At 66.3% G+C, this 14,528-nt stretch carries 15 protein-coding genes and 1 tRNA gene; 8 read left to right on the plus strand and 8 right to left on the minus strand.

Annotated elements, in window-relative coordinates; all coding sequences use genetic code 11:
- Positions 1–51: 51 nt before the first annotated feature.
- Complete coding sequence (gshB, locus tag LX81_RS05050; RefSeq protein WP_111536204.1) at positions 52–993, plus strand: glutathione synthase; 942 nt, start codon at positions 52–54, stop codon at positions 991–993.
- A gap of 8 nt (positions 994–1,001) precedes the next feature.
- On the opposite strand, the gene LX81_RS05055 is transcribed toward gshB, so the two are convergent.
- Genes LX81_RS05055 through cobU form a run of 4 tightly spaced genes read right to left on the minus strand, consistent with a single transcriptional unit; the run spans position 1,002 to position 4,590 of the window.
- The gene (locus LX81_RS05055; RefSeq protein WP_111536205.1) at positions 1,002–2,510 is read right to left on the minus strand and encodes a YifB family Mg chelatase-like AAA ATPase; all 1,509 of its coding nucleotides are present in this window, start codon (positions 2,508–2,510) and stop codon (positions 1,002–1,004) included.
- A gap of 34 nt (positions 2,511–2,544) precedes the next feature.
- Positions 2,545–3,429, minus strand: coding sequence for a glutathione S-transferase (locus LX81_RS05060; protein WP_111536206.1), 885 nt, complete (start codon positions 3,427–3,429; stop codon positions 2,545–2,547).
- A gap of 58 nt (positions 3,430–3,487) precedes the next feature.
- Positions 3,488–4,057 (minus strand): histidine phosphatase family protein, encoded by a 570-nt coding sequence (locus LX81_RS05065; protein ID WP_111536207.1) that lies wholly within the window; start codon positions 4,055–4,057, stop codon positions 3,488–3,490.
- Positions 4,054–4,590 (minus strand): bifunctional adenosylcobinamide kinase/adenosylcobinamide-phosphate guanylyltransferase, encoded by a 537-nt coding sequence (cobU, locus tag LX81_RS05070; RefSeq protein WP_111536208.1) that lies wholly within the window; start codon positions 4,588–4,590, stop codon positions 4,054–4,056. Before cobU ends, LX81_RS05065 begins: the two co-directional genes overlap by 4 nt.
- 125 nt (positions 4,591–4,715) lie before the next feature.
- Between cobU and LX81_RS05075 the strand changes: the two genes are divergently transcribed.
- The 7 genes from LX81_RS05075 to LX81_RS05105 all read left to right on the plus strand — a co-directional run bounded on the left by LX81_RS05075 (position 4,716) and on the right by LX81_RS05105 (position 11,515).
- A complete protein-coding gene (locus tag LX81_RS05075; RefSeq protein ID WP_111536383.1) occupies positions 4,716–5,594 on the plus strand; it encodes an RNA polymerase factor sigma-32 in 879 nt (292 codons plus the stop codon).
- Entirely contained in the window at positions 5,591–6,397 is an 807-nt protein-coding gene (locus LX81_RS05080; protein ID WP_234822494.1) for a ChaN family lipoprotein, read from the plus strand. Before LX81_RS05075 ends, LX81_RS05080 begins: the two co-directional genes overlap by 4 nt.
- 58 nt (positions 6,398–6,455) lie before the next feature.
- Positions 6,456–7,658, plus strand: a complete 1,203-nt coding sequence (gene coaBC, locus LX81_RS05085) for a bifunctional phosphopantothenoylcysteine decarboxylase/phosphopantothenate--cysteine ligase CoaBC (RefSeq protein WP_111536209.1) — start codon at positions 6,456–6,458, stop codon at positions 7,656–7,658.
- Positions 7,655–8,119: a dUTP diphosphatase gene (gene dut, locus LX81_RS05090; RefSeq protein WP_111536210.1), complete on the plus strand. Its 465-nt coding sequence runs from the start codon at positions 7,655–7,657 to the stop codon at positions 8,117–8,119. The genes coaBC and dut overlap by 4 nt, the downstream gene beginning before the upstream one ends.
- Positions 8,119–9,192 (plus strand): HesA/MoeB/ThiF family protein, encoded by a 1,074-nt coding sequence (locus tag LX81_RS05095; RefSeq protein WP_111536211.1) that lies wholly within the window; start codon positions 8,119–8,121, stop codon positions 9,190–9,192. Before dut ends, LX81_RS05095 begins: the two co-directional genes overlap by 1 nt.
- A 36-nt stretch (positions 9,193–9,228) precedes the next feature.
- Positions 9,229–11,253 carry a M3 family metallopeptidase gene (locus LX81_RS05100; RefSeq protein WP_111536212.1) on the plus strand — a complete coding sequence of 675 codons (2,025 nt, stop codon included), beginning with the start codon at positions 9,229–9,231 and terminating at the stop codon, positions 11,251–11,253.
- Between the two features lie 185 nt (positions 11,254–11,438).
- A tRNA-Arg gene (locus LX81_RS05105) sits at positions 11,439–11,515 on the plus strand.
- Between the two features lie 214 nt (positions 11,516–11,729).
- On the opposite strand, the gene LX81_RS05110 is transcribed toward LX81_RS05105, so the two are convergent.
- The 4 genes from LX81_RS05110 to LX81_RS05125 form a co-directional block, all read right to left on the minus strand.
- On the minus strand, positions 11,730–12,806 hold the full coding sequence (locus tag LX81_RS05110; protein ID WP_170133850.1) for a tyrosine-type recombinase/integrase: 1,077 nt from the start codon (positions 12,804–12,806) through the stop codon (positions 11,730–11,732).
- Positions 12,803–13,060: a helix-turn-helix domain-containing protein gene (locus LX81_RS05115; RefSeq protein ID WP_111536214.1), complete on the minus strand. Its 258-nt coding sequence runs from the start codon at positions 13,058–13,060 to the stop codon at positions 12,803–12,805. Before LX81_RS05115 ends, LX81_RS05110 begins: the two co-directional genes overlap by 4 nt.
- Before the next feature lie 357 nt (positions 13,061–13,417).
- Entirely contained in the window at positions 13,418–13,888 is a 471-nt protein-coding gene (locus LX81_RS05120; RefSeq protein WP_111536215.1) for a hypothetical protein, read from the minus strand.
- Positions 13,885–14,277 carry a hypothetical protein gene (locus LX81_RS05125; RefSeq protein ID WP_111536216.1) on the minus strand — a complete coding sequence of 131 codons (393 nt, stop codon included), beginning with the start codon at positions 14,275–14,277 and terminating at the stop codon, positions 13,885–13,887. Before LX81_RS05125 ends, LX81_RS05120 begins: the two co-directional genes overlap by 4 nt.
- Positions 14,278–14,528: the final 251 nt, after the last annotated feature.

A 14,528-nucleotide genomic window follows, 5' to 3' on the forward strand; every position in this document is an offset into this window, starting at 1 on the left:
CGGGGGCGGGCCTGCGCCATGTAAGGGCCCGACGCCGAACGGGAGAGCTTCATGGGCCTGAAAGTCGCCATCCAGATGGACCCGATCGGTCCGATCGACATCGACGCCGACAGCACCTTCCGCATCGCGGAGGAGGCGCAGGCGCGGGGCCATACGCTCTTCTACTACACGCCCGACAAGCTGTCCTGGCGCGAGGGGCGGGTGATGGCGCGCGGCTGGCCGCTCGAGGTCCGGCGCGAGAAGGGCAACCACTTCACCCTCGGGGAGGAGCAGGACGCGGCGCTCGCGGATTACGATGTGGTCTGGCTACGCCAGGATCCGCCGTTCGACATGGGCTACATCACCACGACCCACATCCTCGACCTGATCCGTGGCTCCACCCTCGTCGTCAACGATCCGTTCTGGGTGCGGAATTATCCCGAGAAGCTTCTGGTCCTCAAGTTTCCGAAGCTGACGCCGCCGACGCTCATCGCCCGCGACCTCCCGACGCTGAGGGAGTTCAAGAAGCGCCACGGCGACATGATCCTGAAACCGCTCTACGGCAACGGGGGCGCGGGCGTGTTCCGCCTGCCCGAATCCGATGGCAACCTCGCTTCGCTCCACGAGCTTTTCGCGGGGATCAATCGCGAGCCGCTCATCGCGCAGAAGTTCCTGCCCGACGTCTCGAAGGGCGACAAGCGCATCATCCTCGTCGACGGGGAGGCCGTGGGTGCCATCAATCGCGTGCCGCAGGCAGGCGAGACGCGCTCGAACATGCATGTCGGCGGCCGGGCGGAGAAGGTCGCGATGACCGCGCGTGACCGCGAGATCTGCGAGGCGATCGGGCCGCTCCTGAAGGAGAAGGGCCAGATCTTCGTCGGCATCGACGTGATTGGCGATTACCTCACTGAGATCAACGTGACCTCGCCCACCGGCATCCAGGAACTCGAGCGGTTCGACGGAACTAACGTCGCGGGCGCGATCTGGGAGGCGATCGAGGCGCGCCGCGCCTGAGCCCCCTCTCAGGCGGCGTTTCCGATGCGGAAGGAGAGGGCTTCGGCCACATGGGGTTTGCGGACCCCCGCGCTGCCGTCGAGATCCGCGATCGTCCGCGCGACCCTGAGCACGCGGTGATAGCCGCGCGCGGACAACCCGAACCGCTCCGCCGCGCGCACGAGCAGCGACTTGCCCTCGGCATCCGGCCGGGCGACTTCGTCGAGGAGGGTGCCTTCCGCATCGGCGTTGACTCGTACGCCTTCCGCCGACACGTACCTGTCCGCCTGCACCCGACGCGCCGCGGCCACCCGCTCCGCGACCTCCGCGGAACTGTCGCCCGATGCGGGCAGGTCGAGGTCGGAGAAGGTCACGGGCGGCACGTCCACGCGCAGGTCGAACCGGTCCATGAGGGGGCCGGAGACGCGCGCCATGTATTCTTCTCCGCAAACGGGCGCGCGAGCGCAGGCGCGGGCCGGATCGCTCATGTAGCCGCACTTGCACGGGTTCGCGGCAGCGACGAGCAGGAAGCGGCAGGGATAGCGGACATGCGCGTTCGCCCGCGCGATCACCACGTCGCCGGTCTCGATCGGCTGGCGCAGGGTCTCGAGGACGGGGCGCGCGAATTCCGGGAACTCGTCCATGAAGAGGACGCCGTTATGGGCAAGACTGATCTGGCCGGGCTTGGCGCCCTTCCCGCCGCCCACGATGGCGGCCATCGAGGCGGTGTGGTGCGGCTCCTGGAAAGGTCGGTCGCGGGAAATACCGCCTTCGTCGAGGAGCCCAGCGAGCGAGTGGATCATCGAGGTCTCGAGCGCCTCGCGCGCCGTCAGCGGTGGCAAGAGACCCGGCAGGCGCTGGGCGAGCATCGACTTGCCCGATCCGGGTGTGCCGACGAGCATCAGGTGATGCCGCCCGGCGGCCGCGATCTCGAGCGCGCGCTTGGCGCGTTCCTGTCCCTTCACCTCCCGCAGGTCGCGCAGACCCGTCCCCGAGCGCACGGTACCGGCCTCGGCCGGGGGGAGGGGAGAGCGGCCGAGGAAATGCTGGATCGCCGCGGCGAGCGTCCTCGGTGCGATGACGGTCGCCGCGTCCACCCATGCGGCTTCCGCGCCGCAGCCCGCTGGGCAGAGCAGAAGCCGGTCCTCCGCGGCCGCGGTCATCGCCGCGGGAAGCGCACCGATGACCGGGACGAGCGATCCGTCGAGCGACAACTCGCCCAGGGCCAGCGTACGCTCCACCGCATCGGGCGGGACCGCACCGATCGCGGCGAGAAGCGCCATCGCGATGGGCAGGTCGAAATGTGACCCTTCTTTCGGCAGGTCCGCGGGCGAGAGATTGACGGTGATCCGCTTGGAAGGCAGCGCGATCGACATCGCGGTGAGCGCGGCACGCACCCGGTCGCGGGCTTCGCTCACCGCCTTGTCGGGTAGCCCCACGATGGAGAAGGCCGGCAGGCCGGGCGCGACGGCGCATTGCACCTCGACGAGGCGGGCCTCGATCCCCTCGAAGGCCACCGTGTAGGCGCGCGTGACCAAATCCGTCTCCCCGCATGACGTTTCGGGGAGAGCGCTACCCCATGCGGCTTTCATCGAGGTTAAGCCGCATCGCCTCGAAGGCCGGCCAGGCTTCCGGGTCGGCCAGCGTCTTGTCGCGGCAGAATGCGTTGCAAAAACCCCAGACCGTCCCGTAGAGGGACAGGAAATGCGTGACGGGATCACCGGAATAGGGACAGGCGGGATTGACGGAGGGCCCGTTCGCCTCCGTCGCCGGCAAGGGTGTCGGCCCCGGCCAGGCGCGCTGTGCGAAGTCGCGCGCGTAGACGGCGAAATCCGGTCCCGAGACGAGCCCCATCGCGCGCCAGCGGCGGAAGGCGGGGTCCGCGAGGTGGCGGGCCATGTAGGCTTGCGCGAGTTCGCCCACGGGGAGGTCGTATCCCGCGATCCGGGCCGCGACGGGGGCGAAGAAGGCATCCGCGATCGAGTATGTCCCGGCAAGCCACGGTCCGCCGGATAGATCGAGGGCATGGGTCCATATCGTCTCGATCCGGTCGAGATCCGCGCAGACGGCATCGTCCGGCACGTAGCCCGCCCAGGCGCGCCGCAAATTCATCGGGCAGTCCCTGCGCAACGCGGGGAAGTCCGAATGCATCTCCCCCGTGAGGCTTCGCGCGGTGGCGCGCAGCTTCGGATCGGCAGGCCAGAGACCGAGGTCGGGATGCCGGTTGGCGAGTTCTTCCGCGATCGCGAGCGAATCGCAGATCACGGCACCTTCCGGCGTCACGAGGGTCGGCACCGTGCGCGCCGGCGGCTCGCCGATCTGATGGGCGAGCGACGCGTCCTGATAGAGCCCCGCGAGGTGCGTGCGGTGCGCGATGCCGAACCGTTCCACGACGAGCCAGGCGCGGAGCGACCAGCTCGAATAGGCGCGATCGCCGAGATGGAGGTCATATGTCATGCGGCGAGGCTAGAAAGGTAGCGCCGGTTTTCCTAACGACGCTTTGAGGATCCGGCCATCACGGGTGGTGATCTATCGTCTCCACGGCCCAGTCCGCTCCGGCCCGGATGCGGGTGAGCGAGAGCGGCGCGATCCTCTGGGCCATCGCCTCCTTCGGGCGGAGGCCGGCGGCGCGCTGGTACTGGCTCAGGATGACGCCGAAATGTGCGACGACGATCACGTCGCCGCCGAACTCCGCGAGAAGGTCGACGGCGCGATCCGCCCGTCGGCAGAGGTCGTTCCAGCTCTCGCCGCCTGGTGGGCGCACGTCACCCGGGCGGTCCCAGAAGGCGAAGGCGAGATCCGGGGTTTCTGCCGAAATCTCGTCATGCTCGCGCAGTTCCCATTCGCCGAAATGCATCTCCCTCAGGTCCGGGTCGTGCGGCAGGCGGGGGCGCGACTTTTGCAGCGCGTCTGCGGTGCGGACGGCCCGTGAAAGATCGGAAGAGAGGACGGGAGCGTCCTTTGGCAGCAGCGCCTCCAGCCTGTCGATTGCCTCGAGATCGGAAAGGTCGGCCGCGATGTCGCTGTGTCCCACCATGCCGCGCGCATGCGTCGGGCCATGACGGATGAACCAGAGCCGGGTCATCCTGGGAGGTCGGGCATCGCGCCCTTGAGGCACAGTGGCAGCCCCGCCATCACAGCGACGACGCAATCCGATCGCGCCGCCATCTCGCGGTTGATCCGCCCCTGGAGATTGCGGAAGCGTCGCGACAGGGCATTGTCGGGCACGATCCCTTGTCCGACCTCGTTCGACACGACGACGACTGGACCGGTCGCGGCGTCGAACGCCGCGAGGAGGGCGTCGATCTCCCGTTCGGCATCGCGCTCCGACAGGACGAGGTTCGAGAGCCACATGGTCAGGCAATCCACGAGGGTGACATGGCCTGCGCCGATCCCGCCAAGCGTATCCGCGAGTTCGACTGGTGCCTCGAGAGTGCGCCATCCATCACCGCTGCGAGCCTCGACATGGAGGGCGATCTTGGCGGCCATCTCTCCATCCAGAGGTTGCGCCGTCGCGATGTAGACGCGCGTTTTGTCGCAGGACTTTGCCAATCTTTCCGCTAGGTTGGACTTACCCGAGGCGGCGCCGCCTAGCACGAATGTCAGACGAGGCAACATCGTCGGGGAACTTTCTTTCGTTTGAGGGCGTCTCCCCAGTGACGGCGGTCCTAGACCGTCCGGTACAGTTTAGCAACGGCGCCGCGTGCGTCGCCCGCACGACCCGATTGGTATGGAGACTCATGATGGCTTTGGACGGTTCCTACGATCAGACATTGTCCCGCCGCGCGATGCAGGCGGAACTTCTCGATGCCGAGACGGAACTGGCGCTCGCCTATGCGTGGCGCGATCATCGCGACGAAGCGGCGCTGCACCGCCTGATCACGGCCTACATGCGCCTCGCCATCTCGATGGCCGCGAAGTTCAAGCGGTACGGCGCGCCGATGAATGACCTGATCCAGGAAGCGGGTCTCGGATTGATGAAGGCGGCCGACAAGTTCGACCCCGATCGCGGCGTACGATTCTCGACCTACGCGGTCTGGTGGATCAAGGCCTCGATCCAGGATTACGTCATGCGCAACTGGTCGATGGTGCGGACCGGTTCGACATCGTCGCAGAAATCGCTGTTCTTCAACATGCGCCGGGTTCAGGCGCGCCTCGAGCGCGAGGCGGCCTCGCGGGGCGAACGGCTCGACAAGCATCAGATGCGCCACATGATCTCGACGGAAGTGGGCGTCCCCCTCCATGACGTGGAGATGATGGAGGGACGTCTCGCCGGATCAGATTTCTCGCTCAACGCCACGCAGTCGATGGAGGACGAGGGGCGTCAGTGGATCGATGCGCTAGAGGACGACAGCGCACAGGCCGACGAGACGGTCAGCAACGCCAAGGATATCGACACGTTGAGGCACTGGCTCGTCGACGCGATGGGGCAGTTGAACGAGCGCGAACGGTTCATCGTGCGCGAGCGCAAGCTGCGCGATCAGCCCCGCACGCTCGAAAGCCTCGGGACGGAGCTCGGTCTCTCGAAGGAGCGGGTCCGCCAGCTCGAGGCGGCGGCGTTCGGCAAGATGCGCAAGGCGCTGGAGACCACCTCCGTTGAGGTGCGCCACTTCCTCGCGTGAGGCGCAGCACGGCGCTGCTTCTGGGAGCCATCCTGACCGCCACGTCGTCGCACGCGGAGGAACTCGCGGCGGACGCAGTTCCGCTCGATGCGGATATCGTCGTGATGGGCGAGTATCACGACGTACCGGCTCATCATGTCAATCAGGCAGACTGGGTACGGCGCATGGGCGCACGTGCCATCGTCTTCGAAATGCTGGTGCCGGGGCAGGGCGATGCTGCGGAAGCAGAGCGCCTCGCGCCGGCGGAGATCCTCGGTGCAGCCCTCGATTGGGAAGCGCGCGGCTGGCCCGACTTCGCCATCTACGATCCGATCTTCAAGGCCTCGGGCGAGGCCGAGCTCTTCGGCGCGGAAGTCTCGCGGGAGGCGCTGGGCGAGGCCGTCGCCGAGGGTGCAGCCGCCGTCTTTCCGGGCGACGCGGCGCTCTTCGGCCTCGACGAGGCCCTGCCTGAAGACGTTCGGGCCGAGCGGGAGGCGGAACAGGACGAGGCGCATTGCGGGCTCTTGCCCGAGGAGATGCTGCCCGGAATGGTTGAGGCGCAGCGATTGCGCGACGCGACGCTGGCCGCTCAGGCGCTTGCCGCCTTGGATGCAACGGGCGGGCCGATCGCGGTGGTCACGGGGAACGGACATGCCCGCCGCGACCGCGGCGTGCCCGCGATGCTGGCCCTCGCGAGACCCGATCTGCGCGTTCTCGCCCTGGGTCAGCTCACGGCGCCCGATCCCGATGCACCCTTCGATGCCTGGGTCGTGACCGCGGACGACGCATCCGGTCGCGGCGATCCGTGCGACGCGCTGCGGTAAGCCGCCTTGCCGCCCGGGCGGGTTCTGCCTAGGGTCCGGCGCGACCGGGGGCATCCGCATGCTGACAGGCAGACACATCCTTCTCATAGTCGGCGGCGGGATCGCCGCCTACAAGTCGCTCGACCTGATCCGCCGGCTCAGGGAGCGGGGGGTCACGGTGACGCCGGTGCTCACCCGGGCGGGGGCCGAATTCGTCACCCCGCTTTCCGTTTCCTCGCTGGCGGGACGCAAGGTCTATACCGATCTCTGGGATCTGACCGACGAGGCGGAGATGGGACACATCCAGCTTTCCCGCGTGGCCGATCTGATCGTCGTGGCGCCCGCGACGGCCGATCTGATGTCCAAAATGGCTATGGGCCGTGCCGACGATCTGGCGGCGACGCTGCTTCTTGCGACGGATACACCCGTCCTGATCGCGCCCGCGATGAACGTGCGGATGTGGGAGCACGCCGCGACGAGACGCAATCTCGCGACGCTCACAGCCGACGGGATCGGGGTCGTCGGGCCCAATGAGGGTGGCATGGCCTGCGGGGAGTACGGGCCGGGCCGGATGGCGGAACCGCTCGAGATCGTCGCGGCGATCGAGGCGCGGCTCGGCTCTGGCCCGTTGACGGGACGCCACGTGCTCGTCACCTCCGGGCCGACGCACGAGCCGATCGACCCGGTCCGCTATATCGCCAACCGTTCCTCGGGCGCACAGGGCGCGGCCATCGCCTCCGCCGCGCGGGCGGCCGGCGCGCGGGTAAGTTTCGTCACCGGCCCCGCGACGGTGCCGCCGCCCACGGGCGTCGATGTGATCCGGGTGGAGACGGCGGCGGAGATGCTCCGTGCCGTGGAGGCGGCCTTGCCCGCCGATGCCGCGGTCTTCGCGGCAGCCGTCGCGGATTGGCATGTCGAGGGGGCGGGAGACACCAAGATGAAGAAGCGCCCGGGCGAGGTCCCGCAAATCCGCCTGGCGGAGAATCCCGACATCCTGCGTCGGATCGCCGGTCTCGACGCGGGCAGGCCGCCCCTCGTCGTGGGCTTCGCTGCCGAAACCGAGAACGTCGAGGAGAACGCCGCCGCCAAGCGGTTGCGCAAGGGCTGCGACTGGATCCTCGCCAACGACGTCTCCGCCGATACCGGGATCATGGGCGGGAGCGAGAATGCCGTGACGCTGATCGCGCAGGACGGCGTGGAGCGCTGGCCGCGCGCGGGCAAGGACGCGGTCGCGCGCCGCCTCGTCGACCGGATCGCGGCGCATCTGGCGACCACGGCATGACGGAGGTTCTGGTCATGCGCGAGCCCTGGGCGGACAACGCAGTCGCGTTGCCCGATTACGCGACGCCTGCCGCCGCGGGGGCGGATCTGCGCGCGAACTTCCCCGAGGAGGTCCGGCAAAAGGGCTGCGTCCTCGCGCCCTTCGAGCGGGCCGTCGTTCCCACCGGGTTGCGCGTGGCCCTGCCAGACGGGATGGAGATGCAGATCCGCCCGAGATCGGGCCTCGCGCTGAAGCACGGGCTGACGCTGGTCAATACTCCCGGAACGGTCGATGCGGATTACCGTGGGCCGGTGGGCGTGCTGATGGTCAATCTCGGCACGGAGCCGGTGACGATAACTCACGGAATGCGGATCGCGCAGGCCATCCTCGCTCCCGTCGTCCGGGCCACCTTCCGTTCCGTCATGACGCTCGACGAGACGCAGCGCGGGGCGGGCGGGTTCGGCTCCACCGGGACCGGCTGATGCTGCTCTTTCTTCTCGCAGCGGCTGCGATCTGGTGGCTCGGTCGGCGCGCGGGCTGGCCGGTCCAGGCGCGTGCGATCACGCTCGGCCTTCTCTACGTCTCGATCCTCGCTCTCACGATTGTCCTGCCGGTCGGAAACGGCCTGCGCGCGGCGCTTGGAGGCTCCACAGGGGATTGGGCGCTTCTGGGGATCCTCGGCTTCGTCGTCGCGGCGTATCGCGTCGTCCTCGTCAGGCTTCGCGCGCGGGTGCGGCCCGAGAACCGCAAGCCAGAGACCCCGCCCGGCGCCTTCGCACCCGGCGAGATCGAACGCTATGCCCGCCATATCGTCCTACGCGAGATCGGCGGCACGGGGCAGCGGCGATTGAAGGAAGCGCGCGTCCTCGTCGTCGGGGCAGGGGGTCTGGGCTCGCCCGCGCTTCTCTATCTCGCCGCGGTGGGTGTCGGGACGATCGGGGTGATCGACGACGATCGCGTGGAGGAATCGAACCTGCAGCGACAGGTGATCCACACCGACGGCCGGATCGGCATGCCCAAGGTGTTCTCGGCGGAAGCCGCCATGCGGGCGGTCAACCCTTACACGGTCGTGCGCCCCTACAACCGCCGCTTGACGGAGGAGATGGCGACGACGCTCGTCTCCGACTACGATCTCGTCCTCGACGGATGCGACGATTTCGCGACCCGCTATGCAGTCAATCGCGCCTGCATCGCGGCCGGCATTCCGCTCGTTCACGGGGCGCTGTCGCAGTGGGAAGGGCAGGTCAGCGTCTTCGCCCCGCATGCGGGCGCCCCATGCTATCGCTGTCTCTTTCCCGAACCGCCCGCGTCGGGCCTCGCGCCCACCTGCGCCGAGGCGGGCGTCCTCGGGCCGCTGCCGGGCCTCGTCGGATCGCTCATGGCGGCGGAGGCGATCAAAGAGCTGACCGGGGCGGGAGAGAGCCTGCGTGGACGGATGGCGATCCACGATGCACTCTACGGAGAGAACCGCACCATCAGGATCGCCCGCGATCCGGCCTGTCCCGATTGCGGCGACGTGGCCCCGGGACTAGCCAATCGCAGTGGCAACGCGTAGATCCCGACCTTCTTTCCTGAACATCGGAGTTCCTCCTTGACCAATCCCCTCCTCGACGACTGGACCACGCCTTACGAGATGCCGCCGTTCGACCGGATCGAAGACGACGACTTCGCACCCGCGCTCGACGCGGCGCTCGAGGAGGCCCGCGCCAATGTCGCGGCGATGGCGGGGAATACGGAGGCGCCGTCCTTCGCGAACACGATCGAGGCGCTGGAGCGCGCGGACGAGACGCTGGGACGGGTTCTGTCGGTCTTCTACAATCTCGCTGGCGCGGACAGCAATCCGGAGCGCGAGGCGTTGAGCCGTGATTTCTCTCCCAAGCTTTCCGCCTATTCCTCGGAAGTGTCGATGAATGCCGAGCTCTTCGCGCGGATCGAGGCGGTCTGGAACACGCGCGAGACGCTCGATCTCTCAGAGGAGCAGATGCGGCTCCTGACGCTCACCCGCCGGTCCTTCGTCCGGCGCGGTGCGGAGCTCGAAGGTTTCGCGAGGGACCGTCTCGCGGAGGTCACACGGCGACTTTCGAGCCTCGGCGTTGAGTTCGGGCAGAACCTGCTCGCCGACGAACGGGCGTGGTTCATGGAGCTCGCCGAGGGGGATCTGGAAGGACTTCCCGATTTTCTCGTCGAGGCGGCCCGTGCCGCAGGCAAGGAGAAGGGGGTGGACGGTCCCGCGATCACGCTCTCGCGTTCGCTCATCGTGCCGTTCCTGCAATTCTCGCCCCGCCGCGACCTGCGCGAGCAGGCCCATGCCGCCTGGACGGCACGCGGCGCCAATGGCGGCGAGACCGACAATCGCGACATCGCGACCGAGATCCTGGCGCTGCGCGAGGAACGTGCGGGACTTCTGGGATACGACAGCTTCGCCGAGTTCAAGCTCGAGCCGGAAATGGCCAAGACGCCCGAGGCGGTGCGCGATCTCCTGATGAAGGTCTGGGAACCGGCGCGGGCGGCGGCGGAGGCGGATCAGATCCGGCTGACCGCGATGATGCACAAGGACGGGGTGAACGGCGATCTCGAACCCTGGGACTGGCGCTACTACTCGGAGAAGCGGCGCGAGGAGGAGCACGACCTCGATGAGGCCGAGTTGAAGCCCTACCTGCAGCTCGACCGGATGATCGAGGCCGCGATGGCCTGCGCCCACCGCCTCTTCGGCCTCGAGTTCCGGCGAGTGGAGGTACCGCTCTACCACCCGGATGTCCGTGCTTGGGAGGTGACGCGGGACGGGCGGCACATGGCCGTCTACCTCGGCGACTATTTCGCACGTGGATCGAAGCGCTCCGGGGCCTGGTGTTCCGCCATCCGGTCACAGCAGAAGCTCGCGGGCGACATCCGGCCCGTCGTCGTCAACGTCTGCAACTTCGCGCGTCCCGCAGAAGGGCGGCCTGCGCTTTTGAGCTACGACGACGCCCGCACGCTCTTCCACGAGTTCGGCCATGCGCTGCACCAGATGCTGTCCGACGTCACCTACGAGAGCCTGAGCGGCACGTCCGTCGCGCGGGATTTCGTGGAACTGCCGAGTCAGCTCTACGAGCACTGGCTGGAAGTGCCTGAGGTATTGTCGGAATTCGCGACCCATGCGCAAACGGGTGAGCCGATGCCGCGTGATCTCCTCGACCGGCTGCTCGCGGCGAACACCTACGACACGGGGTTCCAGACGGTCGAATACGTTGGCTCCGCCCTCGTCGATCTGGAGTTCCACGCGGGCGAAGCGCCGGAGGATCCGATGGAGGAACAGGCGCGCATCCTGGAAGATATCGGGATGCCGAAGGCCGTGGGGATGCGGCACGCGACGCCCCATTTCGCCCATATCTTCACCGGGGACGGCTATTCGTCGGGCTATTACAGCTACATGTGGTCGGAGGTGATGGACGCCGACGCCTTCGCGGCGTTCGAAGAGGCGGGCGGTCCCTTCGATCCGGAAATTGCGCGCAAGCTGGAGGCCCATATTCTTTCGGCCGGCGGGGTCAAGGAAGCGGAAGAGGCCTATACCGATTTCCGCGGACGCATGCCAGGGGTGGAAGCCCTCCTGAAGGGCCGTGGCCTGATCGACGCCTGATCGGGCGGGCTTCGACGCGCCGGCGATCTCCGTCGTTGCGGGGCGTCGGGCCGGGGTCGTGCGCCGATGCATTTCGGGCGACGGCGCGCCTCACTCCGCCGCGCGTGAAACGGCACAGGTAATCCCGGATCATGCGCATTTTGGCGTTGCAAACCGCCGGGTCATTATTTACGCCCACCCGTGACGCGCTGGTAGCTCAGTTGGATAGAGTATCTGACTACGAATCAGAGGGTCGGGGGTTCGAATCCTCCCCAGCGCGCCACTACCTTCCGCGAAGCATTGGTATCACTGGCTTCTTGGTTGGTTTTGTCTAAGGCAGATTGGGCCTTAGACAATTTACGGCGTCCCGAAGGATGCTTCCCAGTCGCTTCTCTCCTCATGCCCCTGCGAAATTTCATCGAGGTGTCGCCGAAGTGACACGCGGCAGAAAGCAAAAGGGCCGCACCAAGTGCGGCCCTCTTCGGATGCTTGGACGCTCATTCTTTCAAAAACTTGCCGGTCTCAAGCGCGGAGGGTTCAGGGCTGAGAAGCCGCCGCCGTTCGGCGCGCTTCGTGTAGCGCTCGATTTCCTTCAGCGTCTCATGTCCGCTCCACGCAGCGATCTGATGAATGTTCGCGCCACGCTCGGCATGAAGAATCATCCGGCTCTTCCGTAGCCCGTGAGACGTTTTCCCCGCAGGGACGTTGGCCATTTGAGCCCTTTCCGAGAACCACTGCGAGGCGCCCTTGCGGGACCGAGGTTTGCCATGCACCGTCAACATAAAGGTTTCGGTGCGTTCTCCCATGGCGGCGATCGCGAGGCGAAGATGCTCGAGATCTTCTGCTACCGCGAACTTCGGCAACCCTCTGTCGAATGGCACCGAGACCTCACTATTGGTCTTCTCTTGGATGAAGACAAGCCAACCATCGTCATCGACGTTCTTAGGGCCAAGACCGACGGTGTCCGAGATCCGGGAACCGGCCCAGTATTGCAGCTCGAAGGCTATGCGTTCCTCGGTGCCATATTCCCAGCGAGAGCGATATTTGGAGATATCCGAGAAAGTCCAAGGAAGGTACCCTTGAGTGGCCTCTACCTTTAGCTTCTTCACCCCTTCGGTGGGCTTCGTGATGATCAGACGCCGCCCGAGCGCGAATTCTCCAAGAGCGCTCCACGACTTGAGGCGCTCGTTTGCTGGATTTCGCTCCATGCTATCCATCTGGTGTCGGATGTGTTCGGGGCGCACGCTGGCGAAAGCGACCCTGCCGACGGCGCCATCGTTCACTGCCAGAAGCCGCATCATGTCGCGGCGTCGGACGTCCCGGTAGGACTCTGAAAGGCCCTTGAAGGAGTGCGAGCGCAGATACTGTGCGACGATATCGGCAACAGAATTCGGCTTTACAAGCTCCACGACCTTAGGCGGCTTGGCTGCCCCTTGATTGCAGGCTGCGAGGTAGGCGGCCAGGAAGTCTGGGTGGTCCTCGGGAAGATGGGCTGGCAACTGACTTCCCGTGGCGCGGTGGTAGACGTACTTGATGCCGCCGCTTTCGTATCGCTTCAGGCCTTTCAGTTTCATGCTGCTGCCTGGTTTGGCGTCATGCCGAACGCTGCCGCCGCCTTGTCGTTGGTTTCGATCTCGCATGTCTTTTCTCCGTTGTATTCGAGGCGATCGGCGTAGTCGTCGAGATCGCGGAGGTCCCAGAGCCGGTTTCCGCCGGACCTTTTCGATTGCAGGTCAAGACTGCGAAACTTGCTCTCGGACACGCCGAGGTATCTTGCAGCTTCACGTGCCTGCATCAGGCGCGGTGCATAGCCGTAGCTCTGGGACATCAGCACTCTCCCCGGGAGGCGATGATGCGCGACAGGCAAGGAAGGCGATCGGAGCTTTCAGCCCGACAGCTCTTCTTGAATATGCGCTCCATTTTCCCCTCCACCGATCGGGTTGGTTGGTCGATCGAGAGCGGCTTGCCGCTCTCGGGAGGGAGATCGGTTCAGCGGCAGATAACGATTGGATTTCCCTTCTTGGGGTACACCCCCGTTATCGGTGGCCGATCGGCGTCAAGAGGCGTGTCGATGGAGCAGCAGCAAGGAGATGGGTGTCGACACGCCCGCTCACGGTGATCCAGCCGTGAGCTTGGGTCTTGCGACCCTCAAGACGCGGCACCCCACGTGGGGCACCGCGGATCTTTATCGGTGAATCAGGTTTCCAGCCTCTCGCATGGCGTCGAGCGCAGAAATGGTCGCGAGGACGAGGTTCGACAGAAGGTCGAGTTCTCCGATCACTTTGCCGAGCGTTCGCGCGGCGGGATCGACATGAAGCACCTCGTAGCCGCCTCTTACGTGATCAGCGTCGCCGTGCCAGGATGTGTAGGTGCCCGCGTCTACCCGGTCTTGGAGCGTTGCCCTGAGGGCATCGACCTCGTCCAGAATGCTCAGCGAAAAGAGCCGCCGACGATCAAGCCGACCGACAAAGGTTCGGGCGATGGCGCGCCGTTCTGGCGGCAGATGCGGGATCACGACGTCGTGGACCTGTGTCGTGACGATATGGGCCTGCATCAAAGCGATGGCTGCTATCCGCGTAACGAGATTTTCGGTCATCTCCGTATCTGCGATGAGATTGACCAGCGTCGGGAAGTGCTTGAGAGGACTCGGCATCATGCGGCGGCCCTCCCCGCGACGCCCTCTTGGCAGGACGTCAGAGCCTCTTCGAGGCCGTCCGCGAGCAAGCAGATGTCTTCGACGACAGGGCTTGCTGGATCGATCAGCGCGAACTGGGCAGCTTCGATCCGCGACGGATCGTGAACGTGCTCGAGCATGAGAAGGTCGAGCAGACCGGCGAGCGCTCTCATTGTGCTGCGCGTCGGTAGCTGCGGCGCGGCCACGCCGTCCAGCGCCGCTTGAGCGAGGCGCAGACCGGGTGTGGCACCCAGCAATTCCGCGGCCGCGAAGAGGCCTTCGCGATGCTCCTCGACGAAGCCTCTAAGCTCGTCGAAGGCGTCCGATGACGCAAAACCGGTGTGCTCGGATGGTGGGGTGAAATCGAACATGAGAGGATCTCCCTCGGGGTTTCCGGATCAGGTCCGGGTCAAGCAGTGTTCGATCTTCTCTCTCAGTCCTGTGTCTCTCTTTCCCCTCGGTGCATCATTCAGTTTCGGCTCTCGGAGAGAGGAGCCGAAACGGAATGATGCACCCCGCCCGTGCTACTGCGCGCGTCATTCCTCCCGGCCGAAGGCATCGCGATGTGGCCTTGGCGCTCGGCGCCGTCATGTCGGGAGAGGTCGAGGAGAGGGCCTGCCCT

This window comes from Palleronia aestuarii (assembly GCF_003253995.1).
GTDB classification, from domain to species: Bacteria; Pseudomonadota; Alphaproteobacteria; order Rhodobacterales; family Rhodobacteraceae; genus Palleronia; species Palleronia aestuarii.

Excerpts from the sequence above, each read along its gene's own strand:
- LX81_RS05075 (WP_111536383.1), top strand. The coding sequence starts at position 4,716 with ATGGCTTTGGACGGTTCCTACGATCAGACATTGTCCCGCCGCGCGATG.
- LX81_RS05120 (WP_111536215.1), bottom strand. The coding sequence starts at position 13,888 with ATGATGCCGAGTCCTCTCAAGCACTTCCCGACGCTGGTCAATCTCATC.
- LX81_RS05115 (WP_111536214.1), bottom strand. The coding sequence starts at position 13,060 with ATGTCCCAGAGCTACGGCTATGCACCGCGCCTGATGCAGGCACGTGAA.
- LX81_RS05110 (WP_170133850.1), bottom strand. The coding sequence starts at position 12,806 with ATGAAACTGAAAGGCCTGAAGCGATACGAAAGCGGCGGCATCAAGTAC.
- cobU (WP_111536208.1), bottom strand. The coding sequence starts at position 4,590 with ATGTTGCCTCGTCTGACATTCGTGCTAGGCGGCGCCGCCTCGGGTAAG.
- LX81_RS05125 (WP_111536216.1), bottom strand. The coding sequence starts at position 14,277 with ATGTTCGATTTCACCCCACCATCCGAGCACACCGGTTTTGCGTCATCG.
- gshB (WP_111536204.1), top strand. The coding sequence starts at position 52 with ATGGGCCTGAAAGTCGCCATCCAGATGGACCCGATCGGTCCGATCGAC.
- dut (WP_111536210.1), top strand. The coding sequence starts at position 7,655 with ATGACGGAGGTTCTGGTCATGCGCGAGCCCTGGGCGGACAACGCAGTC.
- coaBC (WP_111536209.1), top strand. The coding sequence starts at position 6,456 with ATGCTGACAGGCAGACACATCCTTCTCATAGTCGGCGGCGGGATCGCC.
- LX81_RS05065 (WP_111536207.1), bottom strand. The coding sequence starts at position 4,057 with ATGACCCGGCTCTGGTTCATCCGTCATGGCCCGACGCATGCGCGCGGC.
- LX81_RS05060 (WP_111536206.1), bottom strand. The coding sequence starts at position 3,429 with ATGACATATGACCTCCATCTCGGCGATCGCGCCTATTCGAGCTGGTCG.
- LX81_RS05095 (WP_111536211.1), top strand. The coding sequence starts at position 8,119 with ATGCTGCTCTTTCTTCTCGCAGCGGCTGCGATCTGGTGGCTCGGTCGG.